Source organism: Dolichospermum circinale AWQC310F (assembly GCF_000426925.1).
GTDB lineage: Bacteria > Cyanobacteriota > Cyanobacteriia > Cyanobacteriales > Nostocaceae > Dolichospermum > Dolichospermum circinale.
On sequence record NZ_KE384663.1, the window covers coordinates 327,579 to 344,135 of the forward strand.

Below are 16,557 nucleotides of genomic sequence, written 5' to 3' on the forward strand. Positions count from 1 at the left end.
CCTGAATTGGCTGTTGCTTGCGAACTGTGGAAAGAAATTAAGTTCGAGTTTGAAGCAATGGATACCGTCTGATCATTTAAGATTTGGGATTTTGGATTCATAAACAATCCAAAATCTAAAAATCTCAAGGGCTGGATCAAGCATGGATTTAAAGCAAATTGCGAAAGAAACAGCCAAAACTCTCCAAAGTTACCTGACTTATCAGGCACTAAGGACTGTATTGGCGCAGCTAGGCGAAACAAATCCACCTTTAGCACATTGGTTGCAAAACTTTTCCGCCGGCAAAATCCAAGACGGAGAAGCATATATTGAGGAACTGTTTCTGGAAAAGTCAGATTTGGCTTTGCGGATTATGACTGTCAGGGAACACATAGCGGCGGAAGTGACAGAGTTTTTACCAGAAATGGTGATGACTGGTATTCAGCAGGCCAATATGGAACAACGTCGCCAGCATCTCGAACGTATTACGCAATTAAACTTATCAGATACCAGCCCAAAAACACCAAAGACAGATAATATCTGATTCTGATTTAGATAATTTATCTAATTAGGCACTCGATTTTGGATTTACGATTTTGGATTTTGGATTGACCTCACCCTCAAGTTTAGAAGCTCAGAAATTTTAGATTTGGGAGTTACAATTTTTCTATCCTCAAGGATGGGGACTTGTACCAATTTTTTGAATCTAAAATCTAAAATCTAAAATCTAAAATTCTCAATCAGTCAACCAAGTAATAAAAAATCTCCCCCACTTATCAAAAGCTATGCAAACTTTACCAAAAGAGCGTCGTTACGAAACCCTTTCTTACCTTCCTCCTCTGTCTGACGCGCAAATTGCCAAGCAAGTTCAGTATATTTTGAACCAAGGATACATCCCCGCGATTGAGTTCAACGAAACTTCTGAACCTACAGAACTCTACTGGACAATGTGGAAGTTGCCTTTGTTCGGCGCTAAATCTACTCAAGAAGTATTAAGCGAAGTACAAGGTTGCCGTTCTCAGTATAGCAACTGCTACATCCGTGTTGTTGGTTTTGACAACATTAAGCAGTGTCAAGTTCTTAGCTTCATCGTTCACAAACCCAGCAGATACTAAAATCTGATTTGGTTTAATTAAGCTTATTTATACCCTGGTGGGAGATAGAGTTTTCTATCTCTCTTTTTTAGTTTTTGGTACAGAATAAGCTGTTACGTATCTATGTTCAGTTGAGTATTCTGTCAGTAATTAATAACAATTATGCAGAATTTGCTCGAATTGTCGAAAATTGGCAAGCTTGGTTAAATTGGTTTTCTCTAACTTAATTTATAATTTAAAGTTAGGATACTTATAAAGTTAGGATAGTTATATAGTCATCCTCAACGATATGTGAGAGTTTAACAAGGCTCAAATGCTTATAAAATAACAATTTTTATCTACGTATTTTCTCACAATGGGCGTAGGATTGCTATATGTGCCTTATTTACTAGCCATCTACCGCAATAGTTCTGTTAAAAAACGTTCTCCCTAAAACTAGAAATTATGACACAGCTAAAAAATGGCGAAAATGAATCCTTGCTAGTAGAAGAGTTTTTTAACAAGCAGTGGAAAATTTATCAAAAGGTACTCAATAATAATTACATGGGTCACAGTGAAATTTATGGAATATTACATAAATTTCTTCTTAGCAACTTTGAAAAACCCTTTAAAATGCTTGATTTAGGATGTGGTGATGCCAGTTTCACTAGTTTGGTATTATCAAATACTAATATTACCTCCTATCATGGTGTAGACTTATCCATAGCTGCATTAGACATTGCCCAAGGGAATTTTAAAAAGATTAATTGTGACATAACTTTAAATCAGGGAGATTTCTCAGAAGTAGTGCCTTCTTTGGCATTAGATCAAGAGCATAGATTTGATGTAATTTTCATCTCTTTCGCGCTGCACCATCTTCAGCTTCAGCAAAAAGAGCATTTTATTAACCAGCTACAAAATCTACTGATTCCGGGAGGTGTTTTCATATTAATTGATATTATTCGTCAAGAAACAGAAGACCGAGATAGTTATATTCTCCGCTACCTAGATAATGTGCGAAAATACTGGTCTTTACTCACCCCAGAAGAGTATTCAATGGTCGAGGAGCATATTTCCACCAGCGATTTTCCCGAAACTCAACAAACTATCCAAGAAATCTGTCAAAAATCGGGTTTTAATCAGTTTAAATGCCTCTACCGTGACCAGTTAAACACTACACAATTATTATGCTTTTCTCAGGAATTGTCATCATCTTAAATAATTAAGTAGATTGTCGTTATGACAAGGGAACAGGGAACAGGCAACAGGGAAGAGGTTTTGGGCAACTTTACTTTTTGTTACTTATGTCGGTTTTTTTCCGTTCACTTAAGTAAAAAATTAAACAATTCAACAAGTAAACAATTAAACAATTAAACGTTATGAACGTGACAATTACTGGTACTATTGAACGTCGAAATATTGGCCTTGGTGTCTGGGCTTTTGTGACAGAAGATGGTGTCACTTACCAAATCCCTAAAAGTGCTGATAAAAACCTACTCAAATCAGGACAAAAAGCCAAAGTCACAGGACAGGTAAGAAATGATCTGATGACAACCGCAATGATTGGTCCTGTTTTAGAAGTTCATTCTTTTGAGGTCATAATATAATAAGTAGGTTGGCGTTAAAAATTGTCGTTATGACAAGGGAACAGGGAACAGGGAATAGGGAAGAGGTTTTCAGCAACTTTACTTTTCGTTACTTATGTCGGTTTTTTTCCGTTTACCTACTTATAATCTGTTAATTTGTTTTTGACACTCTGTGGTCTAAAGACACACAGATTCTTTATTTATCAGAAAATCAAAATTTCAATTCTTTAGTTTATATAAAATCAGTTTTAAGTTATCAAATTCCCTTTCTAAGATAGAAGCAACGACCAAAAATCGCCATAGATAAACACGACCTCATAGCAGCAATTAATATGACTCAAGTATCAGAATCTTTGGATTTGTCCACAGATAAAGCTCTAGATCGTGATTGTACAACATTATCCCGCCACGTTCTCCAACAATTACATAGTTTTGGACCCGATGCCCAGGATTTAAGTGCGCTGATGAATCGCATCGCTTTAGCGGGTAAATTAGTGGCTCGTCGTTTGAGTCGGGCTGGTTTAATGGAGGGGGTGCTAGGATTTACTGGAGAAGTCAACGTCCAGGGGGAATCTGTAAAAAAGATGGATGTTTACGCGAATGAAGTATTTATCTCTGTTTTCAAGCAAAGCGGCTTAGTTTGTCGTCTGGCTTCCGAGGAAATGGAAAAACCCTACTATATCCCGGAAAATTGCCCCATTGGTCGTTATACGCTGCTTTATGACCCCATTGACGGCTCATCGAACACAGATAATAATCTCAGTTTAGGTTCTATCTTTGCCATTCGTCAACAGGAAGGAGCAGATATTGATGGTGAAGCTAAGGATTTGCTTACAAATGGCCGTAGACAATTAGCAGCGGGATATATTCTATATGGACCTAGCACTATGCTAGTGTATACCATAGGTACGGGAGTGCATTCCTTTATTCTTGATCCTAGTTTAGGTGAATTTATTCTCTGTGAAGAGAATATCAAAATGCCCAATCATGCCGCGACCTATAGTGTTAATGATGGTAACTTCTGGCAGTGGGATGAACCCTTTAGAGAATATATTCGTTATGTTCATCGTACAGAAGGATATAGTTCCCGTTACAGTGGGGCAATGGTGAGCGATATTCACAGAATATTATTACAGGGTGGGGTATTTCTGTACCCAGGAACATTACAAAAACCAGAAGGTAAATTACGTCTGTTGTATGAAACTGCTCCCTTAGCGTTTTTAATTGAACAAGCTGGGGGTAAAGCGACCACAGGAACAATGGATATTTTAGATGTAGTTCCCAGTAAACTGCATCAACGGACACCTTTAATCATTGGTAGTAAAGAGGATGTAGAAAAAGTGATGTCTTTTATGCCAACAGGTCATTAAAGTTACAGCATTTATTCGTATGCCAAATTCCAGAGCTTAATGATAAAACTCTTGTGGTGCGGGCATCTTGCCCGCATAAGGTGTATCTCACTCCAGTTAAAAGTGTTGTAAATTAAGAAAATTATCGGTTGGGTAGAAAGAAGTGAAACCCAACATTCCCGCGAGTTGGGTTTTCTCAACCCATGAAGCCCCGACCAATAGAAGTCCAAGACGGGTAAATCAAGAGTTTAAACCCACACAGATAGATTATTTTTGTAGCACTTTTGCTTGAAAACTACTGTAACTTAAATTCTGGAGTTTATATTATACCTGCGATCCTGGAAAATCCAAAATCCTAAATCCAAAATCCTATGGTGTCTGCGTCCTTCCTGTGTCACTCATGAACTCTTTAAAAGGTCAAGTCAAGCTATTCTCACCTATAGAGGAGATTGGGGAATTTAGGAACTTGCCCTTTACCTCTTGCAAAATCTAAAATCTAAAATCTGAAATCCTATGGTCAGTTTGCTAGAAAATCCATTACGCGTTGGTCTACAACAGCAAGGGATGCCCGAACCACAAATTATCGTCATCTTTGGTGCTTCTGGAGATCTAACCTGGCGTAAGTTAGTACCGGCGCTGTACAAATTGCGGAGAGAAAGACGTATTCCGGCTGAAACCACCATTGTGGGTGTAGCGCGTCGGGAATGGAGTCATGAATACTTCCGTGAGCAAATGCAAAAAGGCATGGCAGAAGCTCACGCTAATGTAGAATTAGGTGAACTTTGGCAGGACTTTTCCCAAGGTTTATTTTACTGTCCGGGGAATATAGATGACCCCGCAGGATACCAAAAACTGAAAACCCTATTAGCTGAACTAGACGAAAAACGGGGAACAAGGGGAAACCGGATGTTTTACCTCTCTGTTGCCCCTAATTTCTTCCCTGAAGCCATTAAACAGCTAGGGTTAGCGGGAATGCTAGAAGACCCCGACAAACAGCGTTTAGTCATCGAAAAGCCCTTTGGTCGTGATTTAGCCTCCGCTCAAAACCTCAACCAAGTAGTACAAAAGGTTTGTCAAGAAAACCAAGTTTATCGTCTTGACCACTACTTAGGGAAAGAAACAGTCCAAAACTTGCTGGTTTTCCGCTTTGCTAATGCCATTTTTGAACCTTTGTGGAATCGGCAATTTGTAGATCATGTGCAAATTACCGTCGCCGAAACCGTCGGAGTAGAAGACCGGGCGGGTTATTATGAAACTGCCGGGGCGTTGCGGGATATGCTGCAAAATCACCTCATGCAGCTTTACTGTTTAACCGCTATGGAAGCGCCTAACTCCATGGATGCTGATAGTATCCGCACGGAAAAGGTTAAAGTATTACAAGCGACTCGTTTGGCTGATGTTAATAATTTGTCAAAATCGGCAATTCGTGGACAATACAGCGCGGGTTGGATGAAAGGTCAGCAGGTGGCTGGGTATCGAACTGAACCAGGTGTTAATCCTGAATCTACTACTCCCACCTACGTGGCCATGAAGTTTATGGTGGATAACTGGCGTTGGCAAGGTGTTCCTTTTTACTTACGAACTGGCAAGCGGATGCCGAAAAAAGTCAGTGAAATTGCGATTCATTTCCGCGAAGTTCCTTCAAGAATGTTCCCCTCTGCGGCTCAACAAGCAAACGCCAACGTTTTGGCCATGCGAATACAACCCAATGAAGGTATTTCCCTCCGGTTTGATGTGAAAATGCCTGGTGGTGATTTCCGTACCCGTTCCGTAGATATGGATTTTAGCTACGGTTCTTTAGGTATTTCCGCTACTTCCGATGCCTATGATCGTCTCTTCCTTGATTGTATGATGGGCGACCAAACTTTGTTTACACGGGCAGACGAAGTAGAAGCCGCTTGGCAAGTAGTTACACCTGCCTTGTCTGTATGGGATTTACCAGGCAATCCTGCGAATATTCCCCAGTATGAAGCTGGTACTTGGGAACCAGCAGAAGCCGAATTATTAATTAACCAAGACGGCCGCCGCTGGCGCAGACTTTAACTGGTCCTTGGTCAGTGGTCAGTGGTCAGTGGCAAAACAACTAACAACGGACAACTGACAACGGACAACTAACAACGGACAACTAACAACGGACAACCGACAACTAACAACCGACAACTAACAACTAACAACGGACAACGGACAACGGACAACTGACCACTGACCACTGACAACCAACAACGGACAACCGACAACTAACAACCGACACAATATTAACTATGGTTTCTACGATTTTTTCTTTGCAAGCGCCCAAGGATGTTTCCCTCACAGAAATTGAGGTAGAACTGAATCAAGTTTGGCAAAGTTACGGTCTTCAAGGGGAAGACGGTACTTTACCCGCTGCTACCCGGGCCACAACATTTACTTTAGTAGTTTACGAACCAGAAGAAACTCAGTATTTGTTAACCGCCACCGGCTTTTATAATGGTCCAGTGGATGGTATTCTCGGACCCCAAACTAAAACAGCTTTGCAGGAAGTCCAGAAAAAGCACCATCTTCCAGAAAGCGGTATTGCTACACCGGAAACTCTGACTGCTTTACGGGCTGAATATTTCCAAAAGCAGCGCACTGGACCAAATGGAGATAATCATGGTACGGCCATGGGGTATACTTTCAGTCCTACCAGTCCCACTATTGCTGATGAAATTGCTACCCGTAACCCTTGCAGAATTATTGCTTTATGTCCCATTGCCGGCGATGATGAAGGCGTAAAAGCCCAAGTTTCTGCCTATTGTCCCATTCAAAAGCAATCTTCCAGCACTCTTGTCTGTTGTGAGTACATTACTCTTACTGGTACTGCTACAGCTTTAGAACGCATTGGGGGCATGATTCCGGCTTTGTTAATTGGTGGTTTACCTAAGTTCCTCTGGTGGAAAACTACACCTGATGCTGCCAATCCTTTGTTTAAGCGTTTAGCATCGGTATGTAATAATGTCATTGTTGATTCTTGCAACTTTAATACACCAGAAGATGATTTACTCAGCTTGCAACAATTAGTAGAATCTGGTATACCTCTGGCTGATTTGAATTGGCGACGTTTATCAGCATGGCAAGAATTGGCAGCAGAAGCTTATGACGCGCCTAACCGTCGTGCAGCCCTCAAGGAAATTGATCGTGTTCATATTGACTATGAAAAAGGTAATGCTGCTCAAGCATTATTATACTTAGGTTGGTTAGCTAGTCGCTTGGAATGGCGACCAGTTGCCTATAGACAGGAAAAGGGTGATTATGACATCACATACATTAATTTTCTCTCTCCAGACCAAAGACACATAGAGGCCGAGTTAGCAGGGGTTCCCATTGCTGATATTGGGGAAATTGTCGGTGATTTAATTGGTTTACGCTTGAGTTCTACTAATCTTCACGCCAATTGTGGCACTGTGATTTGTTCAGAAACAGGCGGTTGTATGCGAATGGAAACCCATGGAGGCGCTCAGTCGGCTGGGTTGTTTCAACAGGTAAGTTCTCTTTCCGAACAAAAGGCAGAAGCTTTGTTAAGTCAACAGGTACAACGCTGGGGACGGGAAGCTTTATTTGAGGAAAGTCTCACTCTCATTGGTAACACTATTAAGTTAGGTAATGGGTAATGGGTAATGGGTAATGGGTAATGGGTAATGGGTAACACCATTACCCACCCCACTAAGGTAAATTTCCCTATTTCTGTATTATATTTTTACTGATTTTGATTATTTGCAGGTGACAACTGTTGTAATTTCAATTCTGCTTCGGAAATTTGTTTTTGCACTAATTGCAGTTGTCCTTCAGCAATCTTTTTTTGTGTTTCTAATAACTCTGTTTCTTTAACAATCTTTTGCATTCTGATTTTATGTGAATCAGTTCTACCGGGCTGAAAAATCAATCCTAGATACACTGTTACATTATTAGAATCAAGAGTATTTACACCCGCAGAAACATTAAACCCAAAATCATTTTCTGTATTCACAGGAGTATTAATAGAATGATTCAGCGGGTATATATTGGGAAAGTTAAATACATTAAGATTGCTATTTTGATTAGGAGTCTGAAAAACATTATTGTAATCCCCTGTTACTTGAGAACTGCTATTAGTGCTTTGGGGAGCAGACTGAGAGAAAGCAGGTCTATTTACCAGTAATTCCGATATTAGCAGATAACTAATGCTAGTAGTAAATAAAAAGATTTTTTTTGTGAACATAATTTGTTTTTTACCCCTGATAGTGAAGACAAAATTCCAATTTAATGGATCAAGTATTACCCTTCAAAAATTCTAACTATGTAACCATGGATTATTTTAATTGATCATGATTCTCAATTCTTTATTTTCATTATCCAAAAATTTGTTGTTTTAAGGTACATAAATAACTAAAATATGCTGGATATCACCACTCCCTCCACTTTCTTGAGAAATCTGTGTGTTTGCTCCTATTAGTTCTACTCGCAAAGTAGATCCAATAGACTTGTCAACACCATTAATTTCTATAATATTTTTACCTTTTTTTAAAAGCTTCAACAGAGTAATTTCTGTACTATTACCTTCTATTTTTTTAATATTCTTGCCATTTAGTTTAATATTTCCAGAGAAATTATTCACAGTATTAATTTTTAAAAGCAAGTTTTCCTTGAGATCATCCTCAGTTAAATTAATAGTCGTTTCTTGTTTGCTATCCTTGAGATAATGAGAACTACCAAAAACTAAATTAGGCATGAAAACAGGCATACTGAGAATTAAAATAGCAGCACAAAATGTCATGTTAACTATTTGCTTAATATTCATTTTTCCTTTGTCCTATTGTTTGGTAATTAAAATATTTATTTTTTAAACCTTGAATTTTTTAGGAAGAGTTTAGCAATACTAAACCCTTCGATAAAAATCACAGAAAACGAAAAGTCCCTAATTTCTAGCGATTAAAATTCTTAGGTGTTCTGACATTTATAGGTACAACCAAGCTATTGTTAATAGTGGGTCCATTAACACCTGTGGGATTACCTTTACCACCTCGCATTTGCTGATTTACATTTTGTTGTTGTTCAGCTTGTCCTCGACCGCCAATATTGACTTGTGTTGCACTAGAAGAATTGACATTTCCCGTACAAGGTCCTGTACTTCCCATTTCGATATTAGAACCTTGTTTTGCTGGACGTTCAGAAATATTTACTTGCACACCAACATGAGAATTTACACATTGAGCAAAGGCAGATTCTGTAAACACTGGTGTCAATGTCAGAGCCAATAAGGCCGATATACGACCTAAAGACAAAAGATTATACTGCATTTATATTCTCCTAAGTATAATTAATTACAAGACAATTAATTACAAGAAACGGATACAGTACTTGTTTGAGTTCTTCGCTGGTTAGAACCTCTAGTTTTTGTAGTTTGGTGGCTCACAACTTCATTGTTAGAATCAGTACAATTCCGTTTCAATTTGTTGATATTTCTACTTCTAATTGCAGAATCCAGATTTCTTAGGTTACGGGATATATCGGGTTCATAGTTCCTCTGTCCGCGGGATATATCGGGTTCATAATTCCTCTGGCTACGGGATATATCGGGTTCAGAATCTAATTGCATTTCCCCTGTATTTACCGTAGTATTTCCTCGATAGTCTCTGTTAATTTTGATTTTTCCTACTTGCAGATTCATTTCACCTGCTTGAGCTACCATAGGGAAGATCAAACCCAATGTAATTAGTAAAAGTTTAAGTTGGCGAAATTGCACGAGTGATGTACCTAAACTAAATTTACAGAGAAAAAGTAGAGATAAAGCCAATAATTAATTGTATTACCCCTACATTCAATCTACCAATAAGCAGCAATTACCGACTTAATAACGTTTCCATCTCCGTTCACCTTGAGTGCGGTTTTCTCTGTATTGTTGATTTGACTTCTGTTCAGTTACGTTACCTTCACCAAGAACATCAGAACTTTGACGAGCATCTTGGATATTTGCAGAGTCTCCAGAGTCACGTCTGTTAACTCTTTGGTTTACTTGTCCCCTTTGGTTGACTTGTTGACGAGTGTAGTTACCACTACCTGTAATCACAGAATTTTGATCGGATGTTTGGACGTTACCAATATCACCAGCATTAGCAGGAACAGCAGCAGTGGCAATAGCACCAACAGTTAGTAAAGCCAAGATAAACTTATTCATGGTTAATCTTATGAGTTTGACACTGTAAATTTGACTTACATCTAGCCAGATTTCTTTCCCTCGTGAGAATAAAAGCCCAAAGAAGCCCCACCCGTCTTTTATTCTCTGTTTTCTATGCCTAAGGCCATGTACTGAATATACAACTTCTGCAACGGTGAGTCAACTGTTTGTTACAAAAACTTACACTAATTCTCAGAAAATTACTAAGCTGTACTCCATTTAATTTGTATGATTCTAGCGGGCAAGATGCCCGCGCCACAACATCTAGCCAGGTTAAGATTATTAAATTTAGATGCGTAACAGCTTATTAAATTCTGCCATGATACCTCTGCTAAGGCTTTACAGTAATTTTACGGTTTTTTTAGTTAGAAGCATGATCTACCTAATGTAGATACAGAAAACAATTATTCCACATTATTTAGTCACGGTTGGGGTTTCCAAATCCTGTTTCTCTGGTTTAGGATAAACAGTTACCCAGTCCAAATACTGAATTGGCGGAAATAACTCTACCCTTGCTACTGAAGCCGGGAGTTTCTTTAAATCTAGAGACTTAATTCTACCTATGGCTAAACCAGCCGGGAACTTCTGACTATAAGTAGATGTGGACACTAAATCACCTACTCTGGCATTAGGGACTTTTTCGTAAAATTCTAAGATCCCTTCTGCAGAAGAATCACCCTGCAAAATCCCTTTAGCTGAAGTCCGGCTGATAGTCACTCCTACTTGACTTTTCAAATCACTAACTAACAATACACGACTAGTATTATTAGTCACACTTTCTACCAGACCTACTAATCCACCATCAGCTTTAACAATAGAACCTTCTTGAATACCCGATGTTGTCCCCCGATTTAAAATCACTTGTTGCCACCAGTTATCAGCACTACGTCCCACCACCCGTGCTATAATCGGTTTTTGCTCCCCGGCTTCTTTCTCCGTATAACCCAGTAAATTTTTTAACTTTTGATTTTGGCTTTCCAGATCAACTATGCGGGTTCGTAATTCTAAAAATCTCGCATCCTGGATACTTTGCTCAGGAATTGTTCCTGAGTGCAACATTTGTAAAGGGCTAGTTATTGCTTGATACATTTCACGCAATAAAGCACCTTTTGTTTCTCTGATTGTCCACGCACCACCTAAAACTAGAGCTAATAACCCTATTTGTAATCCTTTGTATTCCCACCAGCGTCTTGCAGTTAACATAAGATATCCGTATATATTTCTATAAATTATGTAAAAGTAAATTATTCAAAAGTTGCATAAATATGGCTTTCTCCGGTTTTAGTGTTTCTATACCAAAATTCCGTTAGTAGAATTTTCGCCCTGTGGTGCTTGTGATAGTGCTGCATGATGTTGTCCATACTCCTGTATACTTTTTATCAAAAAAAGAAGGATTCTATAGTTAGTTGTTCATAAATACAGAATCCAGTATTCCTAACTAACTGATTTTTGTTACATATTGCGAGAACGTCCGCTGAATACTCTCTCCAACTGCTTGAAGTTTTCTAATACACGACCTGTTCCCAAAACTACACAGCATAGAGGATCTGCTGCTATATGGGTAACAATACCTGTCTCATGACTAATTAAAGTATCCAGTCCTTTGAGTAATGCGCCACCACCCGCTAACATGATTCCACGATCAATAATGTCTGCTGCCAGTTCTGGAGGTGTGCGTTCTAGTGTGCGTCTCACTGCTTCTATAATTACTGCCAGTGGCTCTACCATACTTTCCCGAATTTCAGCACCTTTGATGGTGACAGTTCTGGGTAAGCCAGAAAGCAAATGCAGTCCACGGACTTCCATTATTTTATCATTATCATCTTCGGTGGGATAGGCAGAACCAATCCTAATTTTAATATCCTCAGCAGTACGTTCACCAATTACCAGATTATGAATTTTCTTCATATAATGAATAATTGCTTCTGTTAGTTCATCTCCTGCAATGCGTACTGACTCGCTAATTACTGTCCCTTGCAGACTTAATACCGCTACTTCTGTTGTTCCACCTCCGATATCAATAATCATATTACCAGTGGGTTCGGCAACTGGTAGTCCTGCACCAATGGCCGCTGCGACTGGTTCATCAATTAAATATACTTCTCTAGCACCGGCTTGAGTAGCTGCATCCATGACGGCTCGTCTTTCTACTCCTGTGACACCACTAGGAATGCCAATTACGATGCGGGGTAACATCAGGGATCTACCTTCATTTACCCGCTGGATAAAGCTTTTTAGCATCAATTCTGCCGTATCAAAATCAGCAATCACACCGTCACGCAAGGGACGCAGAGCTACTACATTACCTGGAGTCCGACCGAGCATTTTTTTTGCTTCTTCTCCCACTGCCAGCGCCACTTTGAGATTTTGATCAATGGCAACTACAGAAGGTTCTTGCAGGACAATTCCTTTACCTGATACATAAACTAGGGTATTGGCTGTACCGAGGTCGATACCCATATCCCATGATGGACGAAAATTCCTGAAAAGACCCACGTGTCTGTGTTCCCCCTATTTATGCTAATTGTGACTATCAAGATAAGAGTTAATAATGACGGATTACATGATGTTTGTTTGCCTGATTCTAGTAAACTAGACTATTTTTTTATCTAGCTTTTGTCAATTTTGATTTTAGTTTCAGGACTGTTGTGTTCTATTTTTTGAATATCACTCGGTACAACCGGATAACTTTTTTAATGCCAATTATTTTTTGAATGTTTTGATAGACTTAATTTTCAGGATTGTAACAGATTTTCAATAATTTTACAATTAAACTCCATCTAGTTTGAAACCCACAGTTTTTTCTGATAGCAATTTCCATTCAAGTGAGGTACAAAAAGTCAGAATTAAACGCAGATTAGTACAGATGATTTTGTACCTAACTAGACAATAATTCGCTATAATCGCTATTAGTTCCCAAATCCCTGTTCCCTGTTCCAGGCTGGAAAAACTCCAGTTTTCAACTCGGACGAGGTTTAGTTATTATAGTTAATATACGGCAGATTTCATCCAATGATGGGGTACACTTTTAGCTGGCAAGATGCCCGCACCACAAGATTTTTATGATTAATATCTGTACCTGATCATTTCATCATCTCGGAAACTGCTGTATTATGAATCATAAAATACAAATGTACCAAAAGTAAAAGCTATGAGCATTAATGTTGTTACCCTTGTTGGTCGTGTAGGTGGTGACCCAGATATGAAGTATTTTGAGTCGGGTACAGTTAAATGTAGATTGACTTTAGCAGTAAATAGAAGATCCCGTAACAACGATAAGCCAGACTGGTTTAATCTAGAACTCTGGGGAAAAACTGCGGAAGTTGCCGGTAATTATGTCCGTAAAGGTAGCTTGATTGGGGTTAAAGGTTCTTTGAAATTTGATTCCTGGAGCGATCGCCAAACCGGAGTCAATCGTTCCAGTCCAGTTATTCATGTAGAACAACTAGAGTTACTTGGTTCTAAACGTGATAATGAAGGTGGTATGTCTGATATGTCTCCAGATAATTTTTAATCTACAGGATTTACGCAAATGCGTAAGTCCTCTGAGAATACTCAAGAATTTTTACAATCTAGGAATCCCTGCTCAGATTTTATAAAAAAATAACCCAAGTAGATTATAATCAAAATTATTGTACAAAAAATAGTTGAGAATATCAAGCCCTCAAATTAACTTTTTTCGTTTAACTATTGAGAATATTCTCAAGATTATTGAGAATATAGGGGTTATTTAATAGTGCGACCTATTTTATAAAAGTTTGATTGGAAAAACTTATCGGTTTTGCGGGAAAACATTTAAAATCTAATTGGATTAGCGATACAGGGATTTTCTGGGTTTGTTATTATAGATAAGTTTAAGAAAACTTTTCGGCGAATATAATATGGCTTACGCCACGCTGCGCTATCGCTACTACACAAACAAAGTCCACCTATTCCTGCGGAACGCTGCGCGAACGTGGACTAACACAAAATTAAAGTTTTCAAACCCACGTGGGTGGGTTTAGCCTGTGTAGACGCGGTTTCTAACCGCCCTGATATGTATGAATTTAGACTTTTAAAACACTATCTTACTTCTCTAAAGATGGGTATTTAATCGTGAAATAGGACTTACGCACGAGCCACGGAATAGAGAGAATCAAGATTTGAGAGGTATTTTGCGTAAATCCTATGATAAATTTACTTAAGACCTAGCCATGAAAGTACACCTTGATTGGTAGTGTATTCAATCACAACCATTAAAATAAAGCCAATCATAGCCGCTCTGCCATTTAATCGTTCGGCATATTCATTAAAGCCAAACTTAGGTTCTTCTAATTTAGGGGTAGCAGTTGGTTGTTGTGTCATAATTGAGTAATTTCTCTCTTGTGATTGTCAAACAAAAATTTACAGGGATCTTGCAACTAAATTTCGGAGTATAGTGATCGGTGCTTTACATTTTTTCATTATTCTTTATCTATTGTAATAAAACTGGCCGATTAGTCAAGGTGAAAGAGACTAAAAATTTCGGATTTTGAATTGCTGAATACGGAAATAGTCAGATAGGTGCTGGCACGCTAAAGTGAAACAATAAAATATGAGAGGTGATTAATGGAAATTGGTGTTCCTAAAGAAACTAAAGATCAAGAATTTCGAGTAGGGTTAAGTCCCTCTAGTGTCAGGGTCTTACGGGAAAATGGCCATCATATATTTGTAGAAAGTCAAGCTGGTAATGGTGCGGGATTTACTGATAAGGATTACAGCAATGCTGGGGCTGAAATTGTTGATAAAGCCAGTGCTGCTTGGGATAGAGAGTTAGTTATTAAGGTAAAAGAGCCTTTGACAAGTGAGTATAAGTTCTTGCAAAAAGAACAGTTGTTATTTACTTATTTACATTTAGCAGCAAATCGCCAATTAACAGAATATTTAATTGATTGTGGCATTTGTGCGATCGCTTATGAAACCGTAGAACAACCGGGAGCAAATAGACTTCCCTTACTCACTCCTATGAGTATTGTTGCTGGTCGGTTAGCGGTCCAATTTGGTGCTAGATTCTTAGAACGTCAACAAGGAGGAAGAGGTGTACTTTTAGGGGGTATACCGGGAGTCAAGGCTGGTAAAGTGGTGATTTTAGGTGGTGGTGTGGTGGGTACAGAAGCCGCAAAAATTGCCGTAGGTATGGGCGCAATGGTGCAAATATTAGATGTTAATGTGGAACGGTTATCCTACTTAGAAACCCTGTTTGGTTCGAGAGTAGAATTACTTTACAGTAATTCTGCCCATATTGAAGCCGCAGTTAAAGAAGCTGATTTACTGATTGGTGCAGTTTTAATTCCTGGTAAAAAAGCACCGATTTTAGTATCCCGTGAATTAGTTAAACAAATGCGTCTTGGTTCAGTGATTGTTGATGTGGCTGTGGATCAAGGTGGATGCGTTGAAACACTACAACCAACATCTCATACAAATCCCGTATATATTGATGAGGGAGTAGTACATTATGGAGTTCCGAATATGCCAGGAGCAGTACCTTGGACATCAACACAAGCTCTCAACAACAGCACCTTACCCTATACTGTCCAGTTAGCAAATTTGGGAACTAAAGCTTTAGAGCTTAATCAAGCTTTAGCAAAAGGTTTAAACGTTAAAAATCACCATCTTGTACACCCTGCTGTCAAAGAGGTGTTCCCTGATTTAGTTGAGTAAGTTGTACCCCATTTAATTTGTATAATTATAGCGGGCAAGATGCCCGCACCACAAGATTGAGCCATATTATCCTGTAAAAGTATATTACTAGGGGTAAAAGTTAATAGATAAAATAGCGTCAAAAACTATTTCACCATTGATAAAATAATACCCACTAATGAACCGAGAATTAACGCAATACTACTTAAAGAACTAATTGCAAAACCTGGACCGCGTTTTTCCGCAGCTTGGTAATATCCCCAAGCATAAGCAATACGTCCTACTACCCAAGCCGCACCTAGCCCAGAACCCCAAATAGGACTAACGTAAAGAGAAAATAACCATAAAGCTGGGATAAATAGAGCCAGTTGTTCTAAGGTGTTTTGCTGTACCCGTAATACTCTTTCAAAATCGAGGTTTCCTGTAGTCTGTGGTACAGGGACTTGATACTTAAATCTAGCTCTACCAACATTGATTGTGACGACGAAGTATAGTATAAGTGCGGAAACAGTCACTAAACTAGGATAAGGGGACATAAACTTTAATAAAATTAGAAATTGGCTTTATCTACAAAGTATTATAGATGATATGGGACTCCTATTTGATTTTTGATAGCTGGCGTGGCGTAGCCATACAAGACTCAGTAGGTATCAATTCTGTCTTTCTTTCTGTGTTCCCTGTTCCCTGTTCCCTGTTCCCTGTTCCCTGTTCCCTTGTCATAACGACAATTTTTCACGCCA

At 38.9% G+C, this 16,557-nt stretch carries 19 protein-coding genes and 1 pseudogene; 11 read left to right on the forward strand and 9 right to left on the reverse strand.

What is annotated here, in order from left to right:
* Positions 1-142: 142 nt before the first annotated feature.
* The 8 genes and pseudogenes from rcbX (at position 143) to zwf (ending at position 6,030) form a co-directional block, all read left to right on the forward strand.
* Positions 143-551 (forward strand): annotated as a pseudogene (gene rcbX, locus ACIR310F_RS0101905) (RuBisCO chaperone RbcX).
* A gap of 213 nt (positions 552-764) precedes the next feature.
* Complete coding sequence (locus tag ACIR310F_RS0101910; RefSeq protein WP_028082366.1) at positions 765-1,094, forward strand: ribulose bisphosphate carboxylase small subunit; 330 nt, start codon at positions 765-767, stop codon at positions 1,092-1,094.
* Positions 1,095-1,168: 74 nt separating this feature from the next.
* Positions 1,169-1,300: a hypothetical protein gene (locus tag ACIR310F_RS27220; RefSeq protein WP_269208327.1), complete on the forward strand. Its 132-nt coding sequence runs from the start codon at positions 1,169-1,171 to the stop codon at positions 1,298-1,300.
* A 217-nt stretch (positions 1,301-1,517) separates the two neighbouring features.
* Entirely contained in the window at positions 1,518-2,270 is a 753-nt protein-coding gene (locus ACIR310F_RS0101915; RefSeq protein WP_028082367.1) for a class I SAM-dependent methyltransferase, read from the forward strand.
* 21 nt (positions 2,271-2,291) lie between these two features.
* Positions 2,292-2,426 carry a hypothetical protein gene (locus tag ACIR310F_RS27225; RefSeq protein WP_269208328.1) on the forward strand — a complete coding sequence of 45 codons (135 nt, stop codon included), beginning with the start codon at positions 2,292-2,294 and terminating at the stop codon, positions 2,424-2,426.
* Positions 2,427-2,431: 5 nt separating this feature from the next.
* Positions 2,432-2,659: a hypothetical protein gene (locus ACIR310F_RS0101920; protein WP_028082368.1), complete on the forward strand. Its 228-nt coding sequence runs from the start codon at positions 2,432-2,434 to the stop codon at positions 2,657-2,659.
* Positions 2,660-2,970: 311 nt separating this feature from the next.
* Entirely contained in the window at positions 2,971-4,008 is a 1,038-nt protein-coding gene (gene fbp, locus ACIR310F_RS0101925; RefSeq protein ID WP_028082369.1) for a class 1 fructose-bisphosphatase, read from the forward strand.
* Positions 4,009-4,500: 492 nt separating this feature from the next.
* Entirely contained in the window at positions 4,501-6,030 is a 1,530-nt protein-coding gene (gene zwf, locus ACIR310F_RS0101930) for a glucose-6-phosphate dehydrogenase (RefSeq protein ID WP_028082370.1), read from the forward strand.
* 68 nt (positions 6,031-6,098) lie between these two features.
* Here zwf and ACIR310F_RS27230 read toward each other — a convergent pair whose 3' ends face one another.
* A complete protein-coding gene (locus ACIR310F_RS27230) occupies positions 6,099-6,224 on the reverse strand; it encodes a hypothetical protein (protein WP_269208329.1) in 126 nt (41 codons plus the stop codon).
* A gap of 24 nt (positions 6,225-6,248) precedes the next feature.
* Between ACIR310F_RS27230 and opcA the strand changes: the two genes are divergently transcribed.
* The gene (gene opcA / locus ACIR310F_RS0101935) at positions 6,249-7,616 is read left to right on the forward strand and encodes a glucose-6-phosphate dehydrogenase assembly protein OpcA (protein ID WP_196803146.1); all 1,368 of its coding nucleotides are present in this window, start codon (positions 6,249-6,251) and stop codon (positions 7,614-7,616) included.
* A gap of 86 nt (positions 7,617-7,702) precedes the next feature.
* On the opposite strand, the gene ACIR310F_RS0101940 is transcribed toward opcA, so the two are convergent.
* The 6 genes from ACIR310F_RS0101940 to ACIR310F_RS0101970 form a co-directional block, all read right to left on the reverse strand.
* Positions 7,703-8,203 carry a hypothetical protein gene (locus tag ACIR310F_RS0101940; RefSeq protein WP_028082372.1) on the reverse strand — a complete coding sequence of 167 codons (501 nt, stop codon included), beginning with the start codon at positions 8,201-8,203 and terminating at the stop codon, positions 7,703-7,705.
* Between the two features lie 150 nt (positions 8,204-8,353).
* Positions 8,354-8,782 (reverse strand): hypothetical protein, encoded by a 429-nt coding sequence (locus ACIR310F_RS0101945; protein WP_028082373.1) that lies wholly within the window; start codon positions 8,780-8,782, stop codon positions 8,354-8,356.
* Positions 8,783-8,906: 124 nt separating this feature from the next.
* Positions 8,907-9,281, reverse strand: coding sequence for a hypothetical protein (locus ACIR310F_RS0101950; protein ID WP_028082374.1), 375 nt, complete (start codon positions 9,279-9,281; stop codon positions 8,907-8,909).
* A 551-nt stretch (positions 9,282-9,832) separates the two neighbouring features.
* Positions 9,833-10,159, reverse strand: coding sequence for a hypothetical protein (locus ACIR310F_RS0101960; protein WP_028082376.1), 327 nt, complete (start codon positions 10,157-10,159; stop codon positions 9,833-9,835).
* Between the two features lie 414 nt (positions 10,160-10,573).
* The gene (gene mreC, locus ACIR310F_RS0101965; RefSeq protein WP_028082377.1) at positions 10,574-11,362 is read right to left on the reverse strand and encodes a rod shape-determining protein MreC; all 789 of its coding nucleotides are present in this window, start codon (positions 11,360-11,362) and stop codon (positions 10,574-10,576) included.
* A gap of 249 nt (positions 11,363-11,611) precedes the next feature.
* Positions 11,612-12,619 (reverse strand): rod shape-determining protein, encoded by a 1,008-nt coding sequence (locus ACIR310F_RS0101970; RefSeq protein ID WP_028082378.1) that lies wholly within the window; start codon positions 12,617-12,619, stop codon positions 11,612-11,614.
* A gap of 691 nt (positions 12,620-13,310) precedes the next feature.
* Here ACIR310F_RS0101970 and ACIR310F_RS0101975 point away from each other — a divergent pair.
* Positions 13,311-13,673, forward strand: a complete 363-nt coding sequence (locus ACIR310F_RS0101975) for a single-stranded DNA-binding protein (RefSeq protein ID WP_028082379.1) — start codon at positions 13,311-13,313, stop codon at positions 13,671-13,673.
* A gap of 662 nt (positions 13,674-14,335) precedes the next feature.
* Here ACIR310F_RS0101975 and ACIR310F_RS25100 read toward each other — a convergent pair.
* Complete coding sequence (locus ACIR310F_RS25100) at positions 14,336-14,503, reverse strand: chlorophyll a/b-binding protein (protein ID WP_028082380.1); 168 nt, start codon at positions 14,501-14,503, stop codon at positions 14,336-14,338.
* A gap of 243 nt (positions 14,504-14,746) precedes the next feature.
* On the opposite strand from ACIR310F_RS25100, the gene ald reads away from it, so the two are divergent.
* Positions 14,747-15,838 (forward strand): alanine dehydrogenase, encoded by a 1,092-nt coding sequence (gene ald / locus ACIR310F_RS0101985; RefSeq protein WP_028082381.1) that lies wholly within the window; start codon positions 14,747-14,749, stop codon positions 15,836-15,838.
* A 125-nt stretch (positions 15,839-15,963) separates the two neighbouring features.
* On the opposite strand, the gene ACIR310F_RS0101990 is transcribed toward ald, so the two are convergent.
* Positions 15,964-16,353 (reverse strand): MAPEG family protein, encoded by a 390-nt coding sequence (locus tag ACIR310F_RS0101990; RefSeq protein WP_028082382.1) that lies wholly within the window; start codon positions 16,351-16,353, stop codon positions 15,964-15,966.
* Between the last annotated feature and the right edge of the window lie 204 nt (positions 16,354-16,557).